The sequence below is a fragment of the Mesorhizobium sp. P3_B5 genome, from assembly GCF_056402815.1.
Genome location: NZ_JBFUGR010000015.1, coordinates 1 through 19953 on the forward strand (window position 1 = coordinate 1; position 19953 = coordinate 19953).

The 19953-nt window shown below is 63.6% G+C and carries 18 protein-coding genes; 11 read left to right on the plus strand and 7 right to left on the minus strand.

Going from position 1 to position 19953, the window contains the following annotated elements; all coding sequences use genetic code 11:
* A partial coding sequence (locus AC1DVW_RS25805) for a class I SAM-dependent methyltransferase (protein ID WP_477326876.1) occupies positions 1-305 on the plus strand: 305 nt, incomplete at its 5' end.
* Between the two features lie 3 nt (positions 306-308).
* Here the strand turns inward: AC1DVW_RS25805 and AC1DVW_RS25810 are convergent.
* Together AC1DVW_RS25810 and acs are read right to left on the minus strand one after the other, a co-directional pair.
* Positions 309-1049: an MOSC domain-containing protein gene (locus AC1DVW_RS25810; RefSeq protein ID WP_477270522.1), complete on the minus strand. Its 741-nt coding sequence runs from the start codon at positions 1047-1049 to the stop codon at positions 309-311.
* Positions 1049-3004: an acetate--CoA ligase gene (gene acs / locus AC1DVW_RS25815; RefSeq protein ID WP_477326878.1), complete on the minus strand. Its 1956-nt coding sequence runs from the start codon at positions 3002-3004 to the stop codon at positions 1049-1051. The genes AC1DVW_RS25810 and acs overlap by 1 nt, the downstream gene beginning before the upstream one ends.
* A gap of 302 nt (positions 3005-3306) precedes the next feature.
* On the opposite strand from acs, the gene AC1DVW_RS25820 reads away from it, so the two are divergent.
* On the plus strand, positions 3307-3579 hold the full coding sequence (locus AC1DVW_RS25820) for an usg protein (RefSeq protein ID WP_477270524.1): 273 nt from the start codon (positions 3307-3309) through the stop codon (positions 3577-3579).
* Between the two features lie 301 nt (positions 3580-3880).
* On the opposite strand, the gene AC1DVW_RS25825 is transcribed toward AC1DVW_RS25820, so the two are convergent.
* Complete coding sequence (locus AC1DVW_RS25825; RefSeq protein WP_477326880.1) at positions 3881-4915, minus strand: aldo/keto reductase; 1035 nt, start codon at positions 4913-4915, stop codon at positions 3881-3883.
* A gap of 59 nt (positions 4916-4974) precedes the next feature.
* Positions 4975-6156 (minus strand): MFS transporter, encoded by a 1182-nt coding sequence (locus tag AC1DVW_RS25830; protein WP_477326882.1) that lies wholly within the window; start codon positions 6154-6156, stop codon positions 4975-4977.
* A gap of 126 nt (positions 6157-6282) precedes the next feature.
* On the opposite strand from AC1DVW_RS25830, the gene AC1DVW_RS25835 reads away from it, so the two are divergent.
* Entirely contained in the window at positions 6283-7188 is a 906-nt protein-coding gene (locus tag AC1DVW_RS25835) for a LysR family transcriptional regulator (protein WP_477326884.1), read from the plus strand.
* A gap of 58 nt (positions 7189-7246) precedes the next feature.
* Here AC1DVW_RS25835 and AC1DVW_RS25840 read toward each other — a convergent pair whose 3' ends face one another.
* Together AC1DVW_RS25840 and AC1DVW_RS25845 are read right to left on the minus strand one after the other, a co-directional pair.
* Entirely contained in the window at positions 7247-8296 is a 1050-nt protein-coding gene (locus AC1DVW_RS25840) for an aldo/keto reductase (RefSeq protein WP_477326886.1), read from the minus strand.
* Positions 8297-8404: 108 nt separating this feature from the next.
* On the minus strand, positions 8405-9067 hold the full coding sequence (locus AC1DVW_RS25845; protein WP_477326888.1) for a YggS family pyridoxal phosphate-dependent enzyme: 663 nt from the start codon (positions 9065-9067) through the stop codon (positions 8405-8407).
* Between the two features lie 147 nt (positions 9068-9214).
* On the opposite strand from AC1DVW_RS25845, the gene leuS reads away from it, so the two are divergent.
* Positions 9215-11842: a leucine--tRNA ligase gene (gene leuS, locus AC1DVW_RS25850; RefSeq protein ID WP_477326890.1), complete on the plus strand. Its 2628-nt coding sequence runs from the start codon at positions 9215-9217 to the stop codon at positions 11840-11842.
* A complete protein-coding gene (gene lptE / locus AC1DVW_RS25855; RefSeq protein ID WP_477245955.1) occupies positions 11829-12407 on the plus strand; it encodes an LPS assembly lipoprotein LptE in 579 nt (192 codons plus the stop codon). Before leuS ends, lptE begins: the two co-directional genes overlap by 14 nt.
* Positions 12408-12497: 90 nt before the next feature.
* Here the strand turns inward: lptE and fsa are convergent, their stop codons facing one another.
* Entirely contained in the window at positions 12498-13154 is a 657-nt protein-coding gene (gene fsa, locus AC1DVW_RS25860; RefSeq protein WP_477270538.1) for a fructose-6-phosphate aldolase, read from the minus strand.
* Between the two features lie 90 nt (positions 13155-13244).
* On the opposite strand from fsa, the gene AC1DVW_RS25865 reads away from it, so the two are divergent.
* The 6 genes from AC1DVW_RS25865 to AC1DVW_RS25890 all read left to right on the plus strand — a co-directional run bounded on the left by AC1DVW_RS25865 (position 13245) and on the right by AC1DVW_RS25890 (position 19893).
* Positions 13245-15428 (plus strand): primosomal protein N', encoded by a 2184-nt coding sequence (locus AC1DVW_RS25865; RefSeq protein ID WP_477326892.1) that lies wholly within the window; start codon positions 13245-13247, stop codon positions 15426-15428.
* Positions 15429-15465: 37 nt separating this feature from the next.
* The gene (locus AC1DVW_RS25870; RefSeq protein WP_477326894.1) at positions 15466-16161 is read left to right on the plus strand and encodes an aspartate/glutamate racemase family protein; all 696 of its coding nucleotides are present in this window, start codon (positions 15466-15468) and stop codon (positions 16159-16161) included.
* 93 nt (positions 16162-16254) lie between these two features.
* Positions 16255-16650, plus strand: coding sequence for an AGROH133_08824 family phage infection protein (locus AC1DVW_RS25875; RefSeq protein ID WP_477270544.1), 396 nt, complete (start codon positions 16255-16257; stop codon positions 16648-16650).
* 235 nt (positions 16651-16885) lie between these two features.
* Positions 16886-17446 (plus strand): F0F1 ATP synthase subunit delta, encoded by a 561-nt coding sequence (locus tag AC1DVW_RS25880; RefSeq protein ID WP_477326896.1) that lies wholly within the window; start codon positions 16886-16888, stop codon positions 17444-17446.
* Complete coding sequence (atpA, locus tag AC1DVW_RS25885) at positions 17446-18975, plus strand: F0F1 ATP synthase subunit alpha (protein ID WP_477245967.1); 1530 nt, start codon at positions 17446-17448, stop codon at positions 18973-18975. Before AC1DVW_RS25880 ends, atpA begins: the two co-directional genes overlap by 1 nt.
* 33 nt (positions 18976-19008) lie before the next feature.
* Positions 19009-19893: a F0F1 ATP synthase subunit gamma gene (locus AC1DVW_RS25890; protein WP_477245969.1), complete on the plus strand. Its 885-nt coding sequence runs from the start codon at positions 19009-19011 to the stop codon at positions 19891-19893.
* Positions 19894-19953: the final 60 nt, after the last annotated feature.

Here is a 19953-nt window from a genome sequence, read left to right on the forward strand (position 1 = left end):
AACTCGACACCATCGGCATGACGCTCGGCAATCTCGAGGCGCATGGCTTCCTCGTCTATGACGTCGAAAACCTGCGCGAGCACTATGCCCGCACCTGCCGTCTGTGGGCCGAGCGCCTCCAGGCACGGTTCGACGAAGCGATTGCCGAAGTGGGTGAGGCCAAGGCGCGGCTCTGGCTGCTATATCTCACCGGCTGCTCGATCACCTTCGAGCGTGCCTCGGCACAGATTTTCCAGACCGTCGTCACCAGGCGCGCGCGGGGGCCAAGCGGCTTGCCGCCGACGCGGGCGGATCTGTATCGATAATCCTCAGAGAAACCGCATCGTTGCGCCGATCTCGACGCGGGCGGGCTGGTCGACCGTGCAATAGACGCCGAGATTGTGGGCGTTGTGGCGGACCAGGTTGCGAAGGATGGCCGGGTCGTGGTCCAAGCCATCCTGGGCAATGATGGTGAAGCCGCAGCGGCGGCATGGCTCGGCGATGGTCAGCTTGAGGTCGCCGATCGCCAGCTTGCGGCCGATCCATTCCGTTTCGGGAAACGAGCCCTCGACCGGTGGCACGTCGACGACGATGTTGGGTCGGAAGCGGCGCGGGTCGGCACCCTCCGGATGCAGCGCCTTGAGGCGGGCCAGCGACGCCGTGGTCAGGAGATGGATAGGCGCCTTGCGATAGCGCGCCGCGGTCAGCGGGCCGGAATAGCCGGGCGCGGCATTTTCAGGGCCGAACGGCCGGATCGAGGCTTCGAAGCCGAGATAGGCTGATACGGCGCGGTCGCTTTCGGCGCCGGGTGCCGCCAGCCAGTCGCCGCCGGGAACGGCAACTTCAAGCTGGCGAGCTTGTGACAGCCGAGTGCGGATGCGCGGCACCTTGTGCCATTTCGCATCGCGATCGGGCCGCGCGATTTCGTTGTCGGAGACATCGACGAGACCGAACATGCGGTCGCCGTCGATGCTTTCCTGACTTACCAAAATCGCGTCGAGGCGTTCACCGGCGAGCGAGCTCGCCGGATAGCGCCAAAGCTCAGTGACGGAACCGACCGTCGACGGCATCAGCCCTTCTTGTTCTGCCGGTTGGCGATCAGGTCGTCGACCACAGCCGGATCGGCCAGCGTCGATGTGTCGCCGAGCGAGCCGAAATCGTCCTCGGCGATCTTGCGCAGGATGCGGCGCATGATCTTGCCGGAGCGGGTCTTCGGCAGGCCCGGCGCGAACTGGATCTTGTCGGGCGAAGCAATGGCGCCGATCTCCTTGCGAACATGGCCGACCAATTCCTTGCGCAGCTCCTCGCTCGGCGCCTCGCCGGCCATCAGAGTGACGTAGCAGTAGATGCCCTGGCCCTTGATGTCGTGCGGGTAGCCGACGACGGCGGCCTCGGAAACCTTGTTGTGGCTGACTAGTGCCGATTCCACTTCCGCCGTACCCATGCGGTGGCCGGAGACGTTGATCACGTCGTCGACGCGGCCGGTGATCCAGTAGTAGCCGTCGGCATCGCGGCGGCAGCCGTCGCCGGTAAAATACTTGCCCTTGTAGGTGGAAAAATAGGTCTGGATGAAGCGCTCGTGATCGCCATAGACGGTGCGCATCTGTCCGGGCCAGGAATCGGTGATGCAGAGATTGCCGTCGGCGGCGCCGTCGATCACCTTGCCCTCGCTATCGACCAACTGCGGCTTGACCCCGAAGAAGGGCCGCGTCGCCGAACCTGCCTTTAGGTCGGTGGCGCCAGGCAGCGGCGTGATCAGGATGCCGCCGGTCTCGGTCTGCCACCAGGTGTCGACGATCGGCACCTTCCCGTTGCCGACGACGTTGAAATACCACTCCCAGGCTTCCGGATTGATCGGCTCGCCGACCGAACCAAGCACGCGCAATGACTTGCGCGACGTCTTTTTCACGGGATCGTCGCCGGCGCCCATCAGCGCGCGCAGCGCCGTTGGTGCCGTGTAGAAGATGTTGACCTTGTGCTTGTCGATGACTTCCCAGAAGCGGGCCTGCGAAGGGTAGTTGGGCACGCCTTCGAACATCAGCGTGGTGGCGCCGTTGGCGAGCGGCCCATAGACGATGTAGCTGTGGCCGGTAACCCAGCCGACATCGGCGGTGCACCAGTAGATGTCGCCGTCGTGGTAATCGAAGACATATTGGTGCGTCATCGAGGCGTAGACGAGATAGCCGGCGGTGGTGTGCAGCACGCCCTTCGGCTTGCCGGTCGAGCCCGACGTGTAAAGGATGAACAGCGGATCTTCGGCCTTCATCTTCTCCGGCTTGCACTCGGCCTTCACCGAAGCGATTTCATCGTGGTACCAGACATCGCGCCCCGGCGCCCAGCCGACCTTGCCGCCAGTGCGGCGCACGACGACGACATTCTTGACCATGACGAAATTCTTGGCGGCGATGTCGATCGCCTTGTCGGTGTTCTCCTTCAGAGGAATGGCCTTGCCGCCGCGCAGGCCTTCGTCGGCGGTGATGACGAAGGTCGATTCGCAATCGACGATGCGGCCCGCCAGCGCATCCGGCGAAAAGCCGCCGAAGACGATCGAATGGATGGCGCCGATGCGCGTGCAGGCGAGCATCGCATAAGCCGCTTCAGGGATCATCGGCATGTAGATGGTGACACGGTCGCCCTTCTTGACGCCGTGCTTCTTCATCACATTGGCCAGCCGGCAGACATGCTCGTAGAGTTCGTTGTAGGTGATCTTCTTGTCGTCATAGGGATTGTCGCCCTCCCAGATGATGGCAGTCTGGTCGCCGCGTTTCTTCAGGTGCCGGTCGATGCAGTTGTAGGAAACGTTGGTCAGCCCGTCCTCGAACCATTTGATCGAGACCTTGCCATCGAAGGAGGTGTTCTTGACCTTGCTGAACGGCTTGAACCAGTCGATGCGCTTGCCATGCTTGCCCCAGAACTTGTCCGGGTTCTTGACGCTTTCGGTATACCATTTGAGATAGGTGTCGTTGTCGATCAGCGCGTTCTTCTTCCACGCCGGCTGGACGCGATGGACATGAACTTCGGACATTTCTTCACTTCCTCCCAAACCAATCCGCCGGCTTGAAACGCCGGCGGGATCGCGGCGACGCGGCCGCGAATTCGCGCGCATTATTATCAGTTCCGCGGTGACGGCAATATTAGACGTTGGGTTTGCGTGGCGGGATGACGCAGGGGCATTGCCAGGTGCTGTCAGCACTCGGGCAAGGTCGCTGCTAACTGTATGTTTTCGCGTGGAAAAGCCCGTTTCGATCAGGAAAAATCAATAGACAGTTAAGCAACGGCGCGCACAATGTTCGTTGGGAGGCGAGGTGAATCAACCTGGGGGCTGCAATGCGCGACCATGCCGAAATGGACCTGATGCTTAGGGGTTATGGCCTGACCACGGCCAAGATTCTCTATCACTTTCCCGATCATCCGCACCTCTTACAGAGCTTCATCTGGCAGGACTATGACCTGGCGCCGAAGTTCCCGGTGCTGATCCGGTTCATCGAGTTCTGGCAGGCCAAACTCGACGGGCCGCTGCATTCGGTTGTCTACACGCACCAGAAGCTGATCGCGCCGAATGAATGGCGCAAGGTGGATGGCGAGTTCGTTTTACACTGAGTGGCCGCCAGGCATTTTATCGACCGCTCGTGATTGGCTGAAACCCCCATCGCTTCGTCATCCACGGGCGGAGCAAGGAGCGTAGCGACGCGGCGCAGACCCGAGGATCCATGCCGGGACTCCGAAGCGTCACTAGGGTGCAGAATTCTGCTCCGCTGCACTTTACGTCCAAGGTCGCGGCATGGATCCTCGGGTCTTCGCGACGCCGCTTCGCGGCTGCTCCGCCCGTGGATGACGAAGTTGAGGGGCTTCGGCTACTCCCCAATGTGTATGGCGGCCCCGGAACGTGGGATCGCGTCGCTCAAACCGCCGGCGGATTGAGCCGGGCGAAACCTTCCTGCCGCTGATAGGGGAAATACGGATACGGCGCGGTGACCTCGCTTGCCGCATCGAGCTTTTTCATCTGGTCCCGCGTCAGCGTCCAACCAATGGCGCCGAGGTTCTGGCGCAATTGTTCCTCGTTGCGGGCACCGATGATGACGGATGAGACGGTCGGGCGCTGCAACAACCAGTTGATGGCGATCTGCGGCACGGTCTTGCCGGTTTCCCCGGCCACCGCATCGAGCGCATCCATGACCCGGTAGAGATGCTCGTCCTCGACCGGCGGTCCGAAGCTTGCCGTATCGTGCAGCCGGCTCTTTTCCGGCAGCTTTTGGCCGCGGCGGATCTTGCCGGTCAGACGGCCCCAGCCGAGCGGGCTCCACACCAGCGCGCCGACGCCCTGATCGAGGCCGAGCGGCATCAATTCCCATTCATAGTCGCGGCCGAGCAGCGAATAGTAGACCTGATGCGCGACATAGCGCGGATGGCCATGTCTGTCGGCGAGGCCGAGCGACTTCATAACTTGCCAGCCGGAAAAGTTGGAGACGCCGACATAGCGCAGCTTGCCGGCGCGCACGAGATCGTCGAGCGTCGACAAGACCTCCTCGATCGGCGTCGCGGCATCGAAGGCGTGTAGCTGCAGCAGGTCGATATAGTCGGTGCCAAGACGCCTGAGCGCATCCTCCACGGCTTTGATCAGCCGTGACCGGGACGAACCGTAGTCGGCCGGCCCATCGCCCATCGGCAGCGACGTCTTGGTCGAGATCAGCACCGCATCGCGGCGACCCTTGATGGCTGCGCCCAGCACTTCCTCGGATGCGCCATTCGAGTAGACATCGGCGGTGTCGAACAGATTGACGCCGGCTTCCAGGCAGATGTCGATCAGCCGCCGTGCTTCATTGGCATCGCTGGTGCCCCAGGCGCCGAACAGTGGCCCCGAACCGCCAAAGGTCCCGGTGCCGAACGAAAGCGCCGGGACCTTGAGGCCGGATGCGCCTAGACGTCGATAGTCCATTTTCTCACTCCTGCGGGTGTGGACGGAAAGTGAAAGCGATCTGGCTTTGCCTGCGGATGTCAGGACCGCACGGAAGCGGGCGTGCCGAGCGCGGCGGTGCGATCGAACCGTAGCGCCAGCATTGCGACTGCGAGTGCCGAGAGCGGCAGCAAGGCCGCGATCCAGCTGACGGCGCCGAGGCGGGGGCCGTCAGCAATGACCATGCCGCCGAGCCAGGCGCCGCCGGCATTGCCGAGATTGAAGGCGGCGATGTTGAAGGACGAGGCCAGGCTCTGGCCGGCGCCTTGCGCCTTTTCCAGCACCCACATCTGCAATGGTGCCACGGTGGCGAAGGCGGCGGCACCGAGCAGGCCGACATAGAGGACGGCCATCACCTGGCTGTGCAGGGCGAAGGTCATGGTGCCGAGCACCAGTGCCAGCACCACGAGGCTGCCGAGAACGGATGGCACCAGCCAGCGGTCGGCGAATTTGCCGCCGAGCAGATTGCCTGCGATCAGGCCGCCGCCGAAGACCAGCAGGATCGGCGACACCGCAGCTTCCCCAAAGCCACTGATCTCGGTCAGCAGCGGGGCGATGTAGGTGAAGACGGCGAAGACGCCGGCATAGCCAAGCACGGTGGTGGCGAGGCCGAGCAGCACCGGCATGCGGCCGAGCACGGCGAGGTCACTGCGCAGGTCGCTCTTTTCCGGCGCTGCCTGGCTGCGCGGCACCAGCACGAGAATGATGGCGAAGGCGGCGAGCCCGACCAGGGTTACCGCCCCGAAGGTCGCGCGCCAGCCGAAAGCCTGGCCGAGCCAGGTGCCGAAGGGAACGCCAAGAATGTTGGCGATGGTCAGGCCGGTGAACATCAGCGCGATCGCCGAGGCCTTCTTGTTGGGCGCCACCAGCCCGGTGGCGACGACCGAGCCGACGCCGAAGAAGGTGCCGTGGGCGAAGGCGGTGATGATGCGGGCGCCCATCAGCGTCCAGTAGTCCGGCGCCAGCGCACAGGCGAGATTGCCCAGCGTGAAGATCGCCATCAGTGCCAGAAGCACGGTCTTGCGCGGCCAGTTGCCGGTGGCGATGGTCAGCAGCGGTGCGCCGATAACGACGCCAAGCGCATAGCCGGAAATAAGCTGGCCGGCGGCCGAGATCGAGACGCCGAGATCTTTGCTGACATCGATCAGCAGGCCCATGATGACGAATTCGGTGACACCGATGCCGAAGGCGCCGGCGGCGAGGGCGTAGAGAGCGAGAGGCATGGCGGTTTCCAGTTCAAAGGCGATGAGCGTCCTGTCCAAATCCGCGCCCCGACCGCAAAGATCGTGCTCCCATGTACTGTGAACCAGACTTGCTACGGGCATAGTTTCTATGAAATAGATTCACAGATGGCCAGGCCCGACATCAACCGCTCCGGTGAGATCGAAGTGTTCGTGCGCGTCGTCGAGACGGGGAGCTTTTCGGCGGCGGCGCGCGAACTGCGCATGACGCCATCGGCGGTGAGCAAACTGATCGGCCGTCTCGAAGGCCGGCTCGGCGCCCGGCTGGTCAGCCGCTCGACGCGCAAGCTGCAGCTCTCACCGGAAGGCTCGGCCTTCTACGACAGCGGCGTGCGCATCCTGGCCGACATGGCGGCGGCCGAGCGCGAGGCGGCGGCAGGAGCGGCACCGCGCGGGCTGTTGCGTGTCAACAGCTATGTGCCGTTCGGACAGCACCGGCTGATCCCGCTTTTGCCGCGCTTCCTCGAACGCTACCCGGAAATATCAGTCGATCTGGTTTTGACCGACAGCGTCATCGACCTGATGCAGGAGCGCGCCGATGTCGCCATCCGTGCCGGCCCACTCAACGAATCGCGGCTGGTGGCGCGCAAACTTGGGCAAAGCCGCACCGTCGTCGTCGCAGCACCGTCCTATCTCGAGACGCATGGCACCCCGCAAGTGCCGGCCGATCTCGAGCGCCACAACCGGATGAGTTTCGGCTTCGTGCGGCATATCGATGGCTGGCCATTCCGCGACGGCGCCGGCGCAAGCGTGATCGTGCCGACGACAGACAACGCGCTGGTCAGCGACGGCGAGGCCATGCGGCTGATGGCGCTTTCCGGAGTGGGCATCGCCCGGCTGGCGCGCTGGCATGTGGAGGCCGACATTGCCGGCGGGCAGTTGCTGCCGTTGCTGGAAGATTTCAATCCGGGTGATGAGGAGTTCACCCACGCCGTCTATGTGGGCCAGGGCAAGCATCTGCCGGCGCGCGTGCGGGCTTTTCTCGACTTTCTCGTCGAGACTGTCCGGCTGTGATTTGAACCTGAGAAAGATTCGGGAGCCGTTCGGCTCCCGAAATGTCCAGTCAAGACGGCTACTTCTTGGGTATGAACGGCGCCGGGCGCCGGCCGGCTGCCTGCCGCTCCAGCATCCAGCCGGGATATTCGGCCGGCAGCGCGCTCACCGCATCGAGCCTGGCGAGATCATCGGCATCGAGCTTCAGCTCCGTGGCGGCAAGATTCTGTTCGAGCTGCTCCATGCGGCTGGCGCCGATGATGACGCTCATCACGAAGGGCTTTGCCAGCACGTAGCCCAACGCCACGGTGGCGACGCTGACGCTGTGCTTGCTGGCGATCTCGCGCATAATGGCGACTGCTGCCCAGGCGCGGTCTTCGTTGACCGGCGGGAAATTGAAGGAGGCGCGGCGGCCCTCGCCATTGCCCGGCGCGCCGGGTCCGTATTTGCCGGACAGCAGCCCGCCGGCCATCGGCGACCAGACCATCAGGCCGAGCTTCTCCTCATTGAGCAGCGGCACGATCTCGCGTTCGAGGTCGCGGCCAGCGATCGAGTAGTAAGATTGCACGGTCTCAAAGCGGGCAAAGCCCTTGCGGTCGGCAATGCCGAGCGCCTTGGCGATGCGCCATGCCGCCCAGTTGGAGACGCCGACATAGCGCACCTTGCCGCTGGCAACCAGATCGTCCAGCGCCCGCAGCGTCTCGTCGATCGGCGTCACCGTATCGGTGCCGTGCAACTGATAGAGGTCGATATGGTCGAGCTGCAGCCGTTCTAGGCTGGCGTCGACCGCATCCATGATGTGGCCGCGCGACGAGCCGCGCTGGTTGGGTCCTTCGCCCATGGCGCCATGCGCCTTGGTGGCGATGACCACGTCCGACCTTTTGACGCCGAGATCCCTGAGCGATTGGCCGAGCAGTTTCTCGGACTCGCCAAAGGAATAGACATCGGCCGTGTCGAAGAAATTGACGCCGCCGGCGATCGAGCGGCCGACGATCTCGTTGACGCCTTTCTGGTCGAGGCTGGCGATCAGGCCCCATTGGGCGTTCTCGCCGGCGGCGCCGAAAGTCATGGTGCCGAGGCAAAGTTCGGAGACGAACATCCCCGTGTTTCCAAGTTGATTGTAGCGCATAGTGCGGCTCCAGAGGTGTGGTGATTGACACCTGTCATATAGGAACGATACGTTTCGTTTCCAGTGCTGGAGCAACTGGCCGGCGGCTCTGGCCCAAGGCCTGACTGGCTAACGGCTGCCGAAGATCGCCGACCCAACCCTGACGCTGGTGGCGCCGAAGGCGATTGCCGTCTCGTAGTCGCCGGACATACCCATCGACAGTTTTGCGACGCCGGCCTCACGCGCCAGCTTTTCCAGCAGGGCGAAATGCGGGCCGGGGTTCTCGTCGGCCGGCGGGATGCACATCAAGCCTTCGATGGCGAGGCCATGGACGTTGAGACAGCGGGTGACGAAAGCGACGGCGTCGCGCGGCTCGATGCCGGCCTTCTGGGGCTCCGAGCCGGTGTTGACCTGCACGTAGAGTTTTGGCGCGCGGCCCTGTCTGGCAATTTCCCTGGCGAGTTCGGCAGCGATCTTTTCTCGGTCGACGGTCTCGATGACGTCGGCCAAAGCAACGGCTTCCTTCGCCTTGTTCGACTGCAGCGGGCCGATGAGATGAAGCACGATGTCGGGGAATTCCTGTTTCAGCGCCGGCCATTTGGCCTGCGCCTCCTGCACCCGGTTTTCGCCAAAGACGCGCTGGCCGGCTTCGATGACCGGGCGGATGGCGTCGGCTTCGAAGGTCTTCGACACGGCAACCAGCGTTACGGAACCGGCGTCGCGGCCGGCCTCGCGCTCGGCAGCAGCGATCCTCGTCTTGACGGCGAAAAACTGTTCGACGGCGCTGGCCATGCCTATATCCTGTCTGTCTTTCTAGCGCTGGCCGGCTCGCCGCAGTTGACGGGTCCGGCAATCCATGGTGAACACCGCGACGACATTTACCTCGGCCACCGGGCCTTGTCCGGCGGTCTGCGCCTGCTTTTAAGTGAAAATCATCCGATGGCAACCGAACGATACAATCCGCGCGCGTCAGAGCCCAAATGGCAGAAGGCCTGGGCCGAAAAGAAGCTGTTCGAAGCGCAGAACGACGACCCGAAGCCGAAATACTATGTGCTGGAGATGTTCCCCTATCCCTCGGGGAAGATCCATATCGGCCACACCCGCAACTATACGATGGGCGACGTGGTGGCGCGCTACAAGCGGGCCAAGGGTTTCAACGTGCTGCACCCGATGGGCTGGGACGCTTTCGGCATGCCGGCTGAGAATGCGGCCATGCAGAACAAGGTCCATCCCAAGGAATGGACCTACGCCAACATCGCCGCCATGCGCGAGCAGCTCAAGATGATGGGCCTGTCGCTAGACTGGGCGCGCGAATTCGCCACCTGCGATGTCGACTATTACCACCGCCAGCAGATGCTGTTCCTTGACTTCGTCGCGAAGGGGCTGGTGACGCGCAAATCCTCCAAGGTCAACTGGGACCCGGAGGACATGACGGTGCTCGCCAACGAGCAGGTCATCGACGGCCGCGGCTGGCGCTCGGGCGCGCTGGTCGAACAGCGCGAGCTGACGCAGTGGTTCTTCAAGATCACCGACTTTGCCCAGGACCTGCTGGAGTCGCTCGACGGCCTCGGCGAATGGCCGGAAAAGGTCAAGCTGATGCAGCAGAACTGGATCGGCCGCTCGGAAGGGCTGCTGATCCGCTGGCCCCTGGCAGCACCGGTTGGCGATGCGAGCGAACTGGAAGTCTACACGACCAGGCCCGACACCATATTCGGCGCCTCTTTCATGGCGGTCGCCGCCGACCATCCGCTGGCCAAAAAGGCAGCCGAGACCAATGTCGAACTGGCGAAGTTCATCGACGAGGTCCGCCACATGGGCACTTCGGTGGCGGCACTGGAGACGGCTGAGAAGAAGGGCTTCGACACCGGCATCCGTGTCGTGCATCCGTTCGACGACAGCTGGACGCTGCCGGTCTATGTCGCCAATTTCGTTTTGATGGAATACGGCACCGGCGCCATTTTCGGCTGCCCGTCGGGCGATCAGCGCGACCTCGACTTCGCCAACAAATACGGCCTGCCGGTGATCCCGGTGGTGATGCCGGAAGATGCCGACGCCAAAACCTTCCAGATCACGGAAGAGGCTTATGTCGATGACGGCGTGATGATCAATTCGCGCTTCCTCGACGGCATGAAGCCGGAGCGGGCTTTCGAAGAGGTCGCAAAGCTGCTGGAGCAGAAAAGCATCGGCGGCCGGCCGATGGCCGAGCGCAAAGTGAATTTTCGCCTGCGCGACTGGGGCATTTCGCGCCAGCGCTACTGGGGCTGCCCGATCCCGATGATCCATTGCGAGGATTGCGGCGTCGTGCCGGTGCCGAAGGCCGACCTGCCGGTCAAGCTGCCCGACGACATCGAGTTCGACCGTCCCGGCAACCCGCTCGACCGTCACCCGACCTGGCGGCACGTCACATGCCCGCAATGCGGCAAGGACGCGCGGCGCGAGACCGACACGATGGACACGTTCGTCGATTCGTCCTGGTACTTCGCCCGCTTCACCGCGCCCTGGGCGAACGATCCGACCGAGCCGAAGGCTGCCGACGATTGGCTGGCGGTCGACCAGTATATCGGCGGCATCGAGCATGCGATCCTGCACCTGCTCTATTCGCGCTTCTTCACCCGCGCCATGCGCGAGACCGGGCATCTCGACCTGGCCGAGCCGTTCAAGGGCCTGTTCACGCAAGGCATGGTGGTGCACGAGACCTACCGCGTCGGCGGCGCGTCGAACAATGGCCGCTGGCTGTCGCCGGGCGAGGTCAGGATCGAGGATGTGGGCGGCAAGCGCCGCGCTATCGAAATCGCCACCGGCGAAGAGGCGGCGATCGGCTCGCTCGAAAAGATGTCGAAGTCGAAGAAGAACACGGTGAGCCCGGAAGACATCACCGACGGCTACGGCGCCGATACCGCGCGCTGGTTCATGCTGTCGGATTCGCCGCCCGAGCGCGATGTCGAATGGACCGACGATGGCGCCGCCGGTGCGCATCGCTTCATCCAGCGCGTCTGGCGTCTGGTGTCGATCGCCGCCGAGACGCTCGGCGGCGTCAAGCCGCAAGCGGCGAAGGAGGGCGAGGCGGGCGCCGTTTCCAAGGCCGCGCACAAGATCCTGAAGGCGATCGGCGAGGATATCGAGAAGCTCGGCTTCAACCGCGCCATCGCCCGCATCTACGAGCTCGCTAATGCGCTGACCACGCCGCTCAACGATGTTGCCGAAGGCAAGGCCGATGAGGCGCTGAAAGCCGCTTGCCGCGAGGCAGTGGAGATCCTGGTGCATGTGGTCGCGCCGGTCATGCCGCATCTGGCCGAGGAGTGCTGGCACACGCTGGGCGGCACCGATCTGGTCGCCGAACGGCCGTGGCCGGTCTACGATCCGGCGCTGGTCGTCGACAATGAGATCGTGCTGCCGGTCCAGGTCAACGGCAAGAAGCGCGGGGATTTGACAATTGCCCGCGACGCGGATCAAGGTGCGGTCGAAAAAGCGGTTCTGGCCCTCGACTTCGTGCAAAAAGCGCTGGAAGGTAAGGCGCCCCGCAAGGTGATCATCGTGCCGCAGAGGATCGTCAATGTCGTTGCCTGATTTCGGAAAGACGACGCATTTGCTGCGACGCGCCGCGTTGTGCGGGCTGGTCGCCTCGGTGACGCTGGTTTCGGCCTGCACGGTCAGGCCGCTCTATTCGAGCGCGCCGCTGACGGTCGGCTCCACGGTCAGCGCTTCGGCCGAACTGGCGTCGATCTCGGTCAAGCCGGTCAAGACCCGCTACGCCCAGCAGGTCCGCAACAATCTGATCTTTGCGCTTGGCCAGGGTGCCGGCGAGCCGGCCGCGCCGGTTTATATGCTTGATCTCGGCGTTAGCGAACTGGTCGAATCGGCGGCGCAGGTGCAAATCCAGACCAACGAGGACGAGCCGACGGCAGGTACGGTCACGCTGACCGCGAACTACGTGCTGACCGACGCCAAGACCGGCGCGGTCATCGCCACCGGCAAGCGCTCGATCCCGTCATCCTTCGACAAGCCGACCCAGGAGTACGCTTCCTATCGCGCGCAGATCGATGCCGAGAACCGTGCTGCGCGCGAACTGGCCGAAATGGTGACCCTGTCGGTCGCCCAGGACCTGGTCAAGCACGGAAAGACCTCGAGCTAGAGGCTTTCCCGCTTAGATTCATTGGATGAAAACCTGGCAACAAAAAAGGCCGATCGCTCGGCCTTTTTTGTTACGCGGTGCGGCTTGGCCTCAGCCGATCGTCTGGCCGGTCTTTGCCCAGTCGGCAAGGAACTGTTCCAGGCCCTTGTCGGTCAGCGGATGCTTGACCAGCGCCTTCAGCGTCGCCGGCGGCGCGGTGACGACGTCGGCGCCGATCAGGGCTGCCTGCTTGACATGGTTCACGGTGCGCGCCGAGGCAACGAGGATCTCGGTCTGGAAATCGTAATTGTCGTAGATCTGCCGGATTTCCTGGATCAGCTCCATGCCGTCGAGGCCGATGTCGTCAAGGCGGCCGACGAAGGGCGAGATGAACGAGGCGCCGGCCTTGGCCGCCAGCAGCGCCTGGTTGGCCGAGAAGCAGAGCGTGACGTTGACCAGGCGGTTCATCTCGGTGCGGATGGTCTTGCAGGCCTTCAGGCCGTCCAGCGTCAGCGGCACCTTGATGCAGACATTGTCGGCGATCTTGGCCAGAACCTTGGCCTGCTGCATCATCTCGGAATATTCGGTGGCGGTGACCTCGGCCGAGACCGGGCCCTTGACGATGTCGCAGATCTGCTTGGTGACGTCGGCGATCTTGCCGCCGGATTTCAGGATCAGCGAAGGATTGGTGGTGACGCCGTCGAGCAGCCCCAGATCGTTCAGCTCACGAATGTCCTTGATATCGGCGGTGTCGACAAAAAATTTCATGGGGGGTCTCCTGAAGATTCTCATGTGCATGCCATGCACATTCGGGGTTGCCCTTTGATCTAGACCAAAGTCGGGGCAAGGTCACGCCTCATGATCGAAGATTCGCCCTTTGTCGCAGCCGCACCGGTGCTGGTGCCGATGCCTGCCGAACGCCCCTACACCTATGCCGTGCCTGCCGGCATGCGGGTGGTGCCGGGCTCGATCGTGCGCGTCCCGCTCGGTCCGCGCCAGGTTGCCGGCATCGTCTGGGATGGCGTGGTCGAAAAGGTCGACGCGAAAAAACTGCGACCGATCGAGCAGGTCTTCGACTGCCCGCCGATCGATCGTGCGATGCGCCAGTTCGTCGACTGGATCGCGCAATACACGCTGTCGCCGCCCGGCATGGTGGCGCGCATGCTGCTCCGGGCGCCAGAAGCCTTTGACCCGGAACCGTGGATCGAGGGCTTGCTGCGCACCGTGACCGAGCCCGACCGGATGACCGCCGCGAGACTACGGGTGCTGGAGACAGCCGAAGGCGGGCTCGCCTGGACGCGCTCCGGGCTGGCGCATGCGGCCGGCGTGTCGTCGACCGTCATCGACGGGCTGAAGGCGCAAGGCGTGTTCGAGACGGTGATGATCCCGCCGCGACCGGTGGTCGCAGCACCCGATGCGAGCTATGCCGTGCCGGAGTTGATGGTGGACCAGGGCGATGCCGCCGCCATGCTGCGTAGCAATGTCATGGCCAGCGCCTTCGGTGTCACGCTGCTCGACGGCGTGACCGGATCGGGCAAGACGGAAGTCTATTTCGAGGCGGTGGCGGCCGCACTCGACCAGGGCAAGCAGGTGCTGATCCTGCTGCCGGAGATCGCACTGACACATGCCTTTCTCGAACGCTTCCAGCAACGCTTCGGCGCCAAGCCGGCGGAATGGCATTCGGACCTGCCGCCAAAAATGCGTGAACGGGTCTGGCGGCAAGTGGCGGAAGGCGGCGTGCGCGTCGTCGCCGGCGCCCGCTCGGCGCTGTTCCTGCCGTTCAGGGAACTCGGGCTGATCGTCGTCGACGAGGAGCATGACCCTGCCTACAAGCAGGAAGACCGCGTCTTCTACAATGCGCGCGACATGGCGGTGGTGCGTGGCCATATTGGCGGCTTCCCGGTGGTGCTGGCTTCGGCAACACCGTCGGTGGAGAGCCGGGTCAACGCGCTGCAAGGCCGCTACGGCAGGGCAGTGCTTTCGGCGCGTTTTGCCGAGGCGGCACTTCCCGACCTGAAGACGATCGACATGCGCCGGGCGCCCCCGGCGCGCGGCGGGTTCCTGTCGCCTGTGCTGATCGATCATATGCGACGGACACTGGAGAAACAGGAGCAGTCGCTGCTGTTCCTCAACCGGCGCGGCTATGCGCCGCTGACGCTGTGCAGGGTTTGCGGCCATCGTTTCGGCTGTCCGGTCTGCTCGGCCTGGCTGGTCGAGCACCGGTTTCGCGGCCAGCTCGTCTGCCACCATTGCGGGCACAATGAGCGCCGGCCCGAGGCCTGTCCGGAATGCGGCACGCTCGACCATCTGGTGGCTTGCGGTCCGGGCGTCGAGCGCATCGCCGAAGAGGTCGTCACGCATTTTCCCGACGCTCGCACCATCGTGCTGTCGTCAGACCTGATGGGCGGCGTGCGGCGGCTGAGGCTGGAGCTGGAAGCCATCGCCGATGGCGAGGCCGACATCGTCATCGGCACCCAGCTGGTCGCCAAGGGCCACAACTTTCCCAACATGACGCTGGTCGGCGTCGTCGATGCCGATCTCGGCCTCGCCAATGGCGATCCGCGCGCCGCTGAGCGCACTTTTCAACTGCTCAGCCAGGTGACCGGTCGCGCCGGCCGCACCGGCAAGAAAAGCCTTGGCCTGCTGCAGACATTTCAGCCTGACCATCCGGTGATGCGGGCGATCGTCTCCGGCGACGCGGATGCCTTCTACGAGCGCGAGATCGCCGAGCGGGAGCGGGCGGCATTGCCGCCTTTCGGCCGGCTCGCCGGCGTCATCGTCAGCGCCGCGTCGCGGGCGGAAGCGGAGGGCCATGCGCGCGGCCTGCGGCGTGCTGCGCCCCAGGCCACCGACCTGTTCGTACTCGGCCCGGCCGAGGCGCCGCTGTCCTTGCTCGGCGGCCGCCATCGCTTTCGCCTGCTGATCCAGGGCGAGCGTCGCGCCGACATGCAAGGCTTCATCCGCACCATGCTGGCCGAAGGGCCGAAACAGCGCGGCTCGGTGCGGGTGCAGGTCGACATCGACCCGCAGAGCTTTTTGTGAGATCGACGATGCAAATCGGATCGGAGCAGCGAACGTCATGAAAACCCTTGGCCTGATCGGCGGCATGAGCTGGGAATCGACGGCTATCTATTATCGCCTGCTCAACGAGATCGTGCGCGAGCGTCTGGGCGGGCTGCATTCGGCAAGGCTTTTGCTGTGGTCGTTCGATTTCGCCGAGATTGCCGAGCGGCAGCATGAAGGAGACTGGCAAGGCGCCGGCGTGCTGTTGATCGAAGCGGCGCGCAAGCTGGAACAGGCGGGGGCCGAAGGGCTGCTGATCTGCACCAATACCATGCATAAATTGGCCGACGCCGTGCAGGCGGCCGTGTCGATCCCGATCATCCATATCGCCGATGCCACGGCCGTTGCGATCAAGGACGCCGGTGTCAACCGGCCGGCGCTGCTGGCGACGCGCTTCACCATGGAACAGGATTTCTACAAGGGCCGGCTCATCAAGAAGCATGGGCTGCATCCCGTGGTGCCGGATCAGGCCGGGCGGGACATGGTTCACCGCGCCATTTACGAGGAGCTCTGCCAGGGCATCGTCACAACAGAGTCGAAGGCGGCATACGTCGATGAAGTCACCCGCATGCGGCGCGATGAAAAGATCGACGGCGTCATCATGGGCTGCACCGAGATCACCATGCTGATCGGCCAGCCGGATTTCGACATTCCGGTCTTCGACACGACGCGCATCCATGCCGAGGCGGCGGTCGAATTCGCGCTGGGATAACCCGATCTAAAATCGCAATACCCATCTGGTGCATGTCTCCCGGTCGGCTAGAATGCTCAAAATTTTCAAGACAAGCATTTTCGAGGGGACAAGATGGAATTTGCATTTCCGTGGCCGACGAGCCAGGGCGAGTGGCTGGCATGGTCGAGCGCCGTCGTCACGCTCGCCTTCGGCCTGCTGCTGTTTCTGGCGCCCAGAATTGGCTTCAGGATTCTTCGGCTGCAGCCCAAGCCCGAAAAACTCGCCGCCATCGCCGAGGGGCGCGGCCGCATGTCGGGCTTCTATCTCGGTGTCAGCCTGTGCTGCCTCCTGCTGGCGCAGCCGCTGCTCTATATGGCGCTCGGCTTTTCCTGGCTGTTCACCGCCTTCGGCCGCTTGCTGTCGATGATGTCTGACGGCGCCAACACGCCTTTCAACTGGGTTTCCATCGTCGTGGAACTGGTGCTGGCCGGGCTGCCGCTTGCCTTTGCCTTCGGCTTTTTGCCTTGAATCCAACGGCTTCGGTTGAACTCAGCCGCCAGATGCGACAATAGTGCCTGAAAAGCATGCGGAACGACGCATTGCGGTCTTAAAATGCCTGTGCTAGACGGCAATCGACTTTCGGCCGGGGATAGCGGAAGCGGCGCCTCCGTGCTTGAAAAAATGCAGTAAGGTCAAAGATTTAGCCAGAGTTTTTGCTCGCGCCAACAATCTGCGGCCTGTCAGACAAGAGAAAAGACGGTCCGTGGCCCAATCGTCATCGCCAATCTCAGGTGTCGCAGAACGCTATGCGGGTTCGCTGTTCGAGCTCGCGCTGCAGGCAAATTCGATCGCCAAGGTCGAGGCCGATCTCAACAGTTTCCAAGCAATGCTAGACGGCAGCGCCGATCTTTCCCGCCTGATCAAAAGCCCGGTGTTCTCCAGTGAGGACCAGGCCAAGGCGATCGCGGCGATCGCCGACAAAGCCAAGATTACAGGCCTCACCGGCAATTTCCTGCGCGTCGTCGCCCGCAACCGCCGGCTGTTCGCCATTCCCGGCATGATCAAGGCGTTCCGCCAGATCGCCGCCGAACATCGTGGCGAGACTGCCGCGGAGGTGACGTCGGCGCATGGGCTGACGGCGGCCCAGCAGACTGAACTGAAGGCGGCGCTGAAAAGCGTTGCCGGCAAGGACGTGGCCATCTCCGTCACCGTCGATCCGTCGCTGCTCGGCGGGCTGGTGGTCAAGATGGGCTCGCGCCAGATCGATACGTCACTCAAAACCAAACTCAATTCGCTCAAGCTTGCACTGAAAGAGGTCGGCTGATGGACATCCGCGCCGCGGAAATTTCCGCAATTCTGAAAGACCAGATCAAGAATTTCGGCAAGGAGGCCGAGGTCTCCGAAGTCGGCCAGGTGCTGTCCGTCGGTGACGGTATCGCCCGCGTCTATGGCCTCGACAATGTCCAGGCCGGCGAGATGGTCGAGTTCCCCGGCGGCATTCGCGGCATGGCGCTCAACCTCGAAGCCGACAATGTCGGCGTCGTCATCTTCGGCGCCGACCGCGACATCAAGGAAGGCGACATCGTCAAGCGCACCGGCGCCATCGTCGACACGCCTGTCGGCATGGGCCTGCTCGGCCGCGTCGTCGACGCGCTCGGCAACCCGATCGACGGCAAGGGCCCGATCAAGGCGACCGAGCGCAAGCGCGTCGACGTCAAGGCCCCCGGCATCATCCCGCGCAAGTCGGTGAACGAGCCGATGTCGACCGGCCTCAAGGCCATCGATGCGCTGATCCCGGTCGGCCGCGGCCAGCGCGAGCTGGTCATCGGTGACCGTCAGACCGGCAAGACCGCGATCATCCTCGACACGATGCTCAACCAGAAATCGGTGCACGACAACGGCCCGGAGAAGGAAAAGCTCTACTGCGTCTACGTCGCCATCGGCCAGAAGCGCTCGACCGTCGCGCAGTTCGTCAAGGTTCTCGAAGAACGCGGCGCGCTCGAATATTCGATCATCGTCGCTGCCACCGCTTCCGATCCGGCGCCGATGCAGTTCCTGGCGCCATTCACCGCCTGCACCATGGGCGAATATTTCCGCGACAACGGCATGCACGCGCTGATCAGCTATGACGATCTGTCGAAGCAGGCCGTCGCCTATCGCCAGATGTCGCTCTTGCTGCGCCGCCCGCCGGGCCGCGAAGCCTATCCGGGCGACGTGTTCTACCTGCATTCGCGCCTTCTCGAGCGCGCCGCCAAGCTCAATGACGACAATGGCGGCGGTTCGCTGACCGCGCTGCCGATCATCGAGACGCAGGCCAACGACGTCTCGGCCTACATCCCGACCAACGTCATCTCGATCACCGACGGCCAGATCTTCCTGGAAACCAATCTGTTCTTCCAGGGCGTTCGCCCGGCCGTCAACGTCGGCCTGTCGGTGTCGCGCGTCGGTTCGTCGGCGCAGATCAAGGCGATGAAGCAGGTCGCCGGCTCGATCAAGGGCGAGCTCGCGCAGTACCGCGAAATGGCTGCTTTCGCGCAGTTCGGTTCCGATCTCGACGCCGCTACGCAGCGCCTGCTCAATCGCGGCGCGCGCCTGACCGAGCTTTTGAAGCAGCCGCAGTTCTCGCCGCTCAAGGTCGAGGAGCAGGTCACGGTGATCTTCGCCGGCGTCAACGGCTATCTCGACAAGCTGGCGATCAACCAGGTCGGCAAGTTCGAGCAGGGCCTGCTGTCGCATATGCGTGCGGCCGGCAAGGACGTGCTCGACGCCATCCGCAAGGAGAAGGCGCTGTCGGACGATCTGCGCGCCAAGCTGAAGGCGGAAATCGACGCCTTCGCCAAGACCTTTGCTTGAACGAAGCCGATTGGGTTGGATCAGGTTTGAAGCATGCCTTCATTAAAAGACCTTCGTAACCGTATCGCCTCGGTCAAGGCGACGCAGAAGATCACCAAGGCGATGCAGATGGTCGCCGCGGCGAAGCTGCGTCGCGCGCAGGAAGCGGCGGAAGCGGCGCGCCCCTATTCGGAGCGGATGGGCGCGGTGCTGGCCAACATCACCCAGGCGATCGGCGGCGGCGGCGATGCCCCGGCACTGATGACCGGCACCGGCAAGGATGACGTGCATCTGCTGGTCGTCTGCACCGCCGAGCGCGGCCTGTGCGGCGGCTTCAATTCGCAGATTGCCCGCCTCGCCCGCGACCACATCCGCAAGCTCTTGGCCGACGGCAAGCAGGTCAAGATCATCTGCGTGGGCAAGAAGGGCTTTGATATCTTGCGTCGCGACTACGCGTCGCTGGTGCTCGACCGTGTCGACCTGCGCGAGGTCAAGACACTCGGCTTCGTCAATGCCGATGCGATTGCCAGAAAGATCATCCACCTGTTCAATGAGGGTGGCTTCGACGTCTGCACGCTGTTCTATTCGCAGTTCAAGTCGGTGATCAGCCAGATTCCGACCACGCAGCAGATCATTCCGGCGGGTATTGCTTCCGCTCCAGCCGCGGCCGCGGACGGTGGCAATGCCGTCTATGAATATGAGCCGGAGCCGGGCGAGATCCTCTCCGATCTCATTCCTCGCAACATCTCGGTCCAGGTTTTCCGCGCGCTGCTCGAAAACGCAGCCGGCGAAATGGGCGCCAAGATGAGCGCCATGGACAACGCGACGCGCAATGCCGGCGACATGATCAACAAACTGTCGATCACCTACAACCGCCAGCGGCAGGCGCAGATCACCAAGGAACTGATCGAAATCATTTCGGGCGCCGAGGCGCTCTAGGCGCGACCGCCAGAGGGTCATCGGCCTTCTGCTGGAGCGTGAGAAACAAAGGACGAAAAG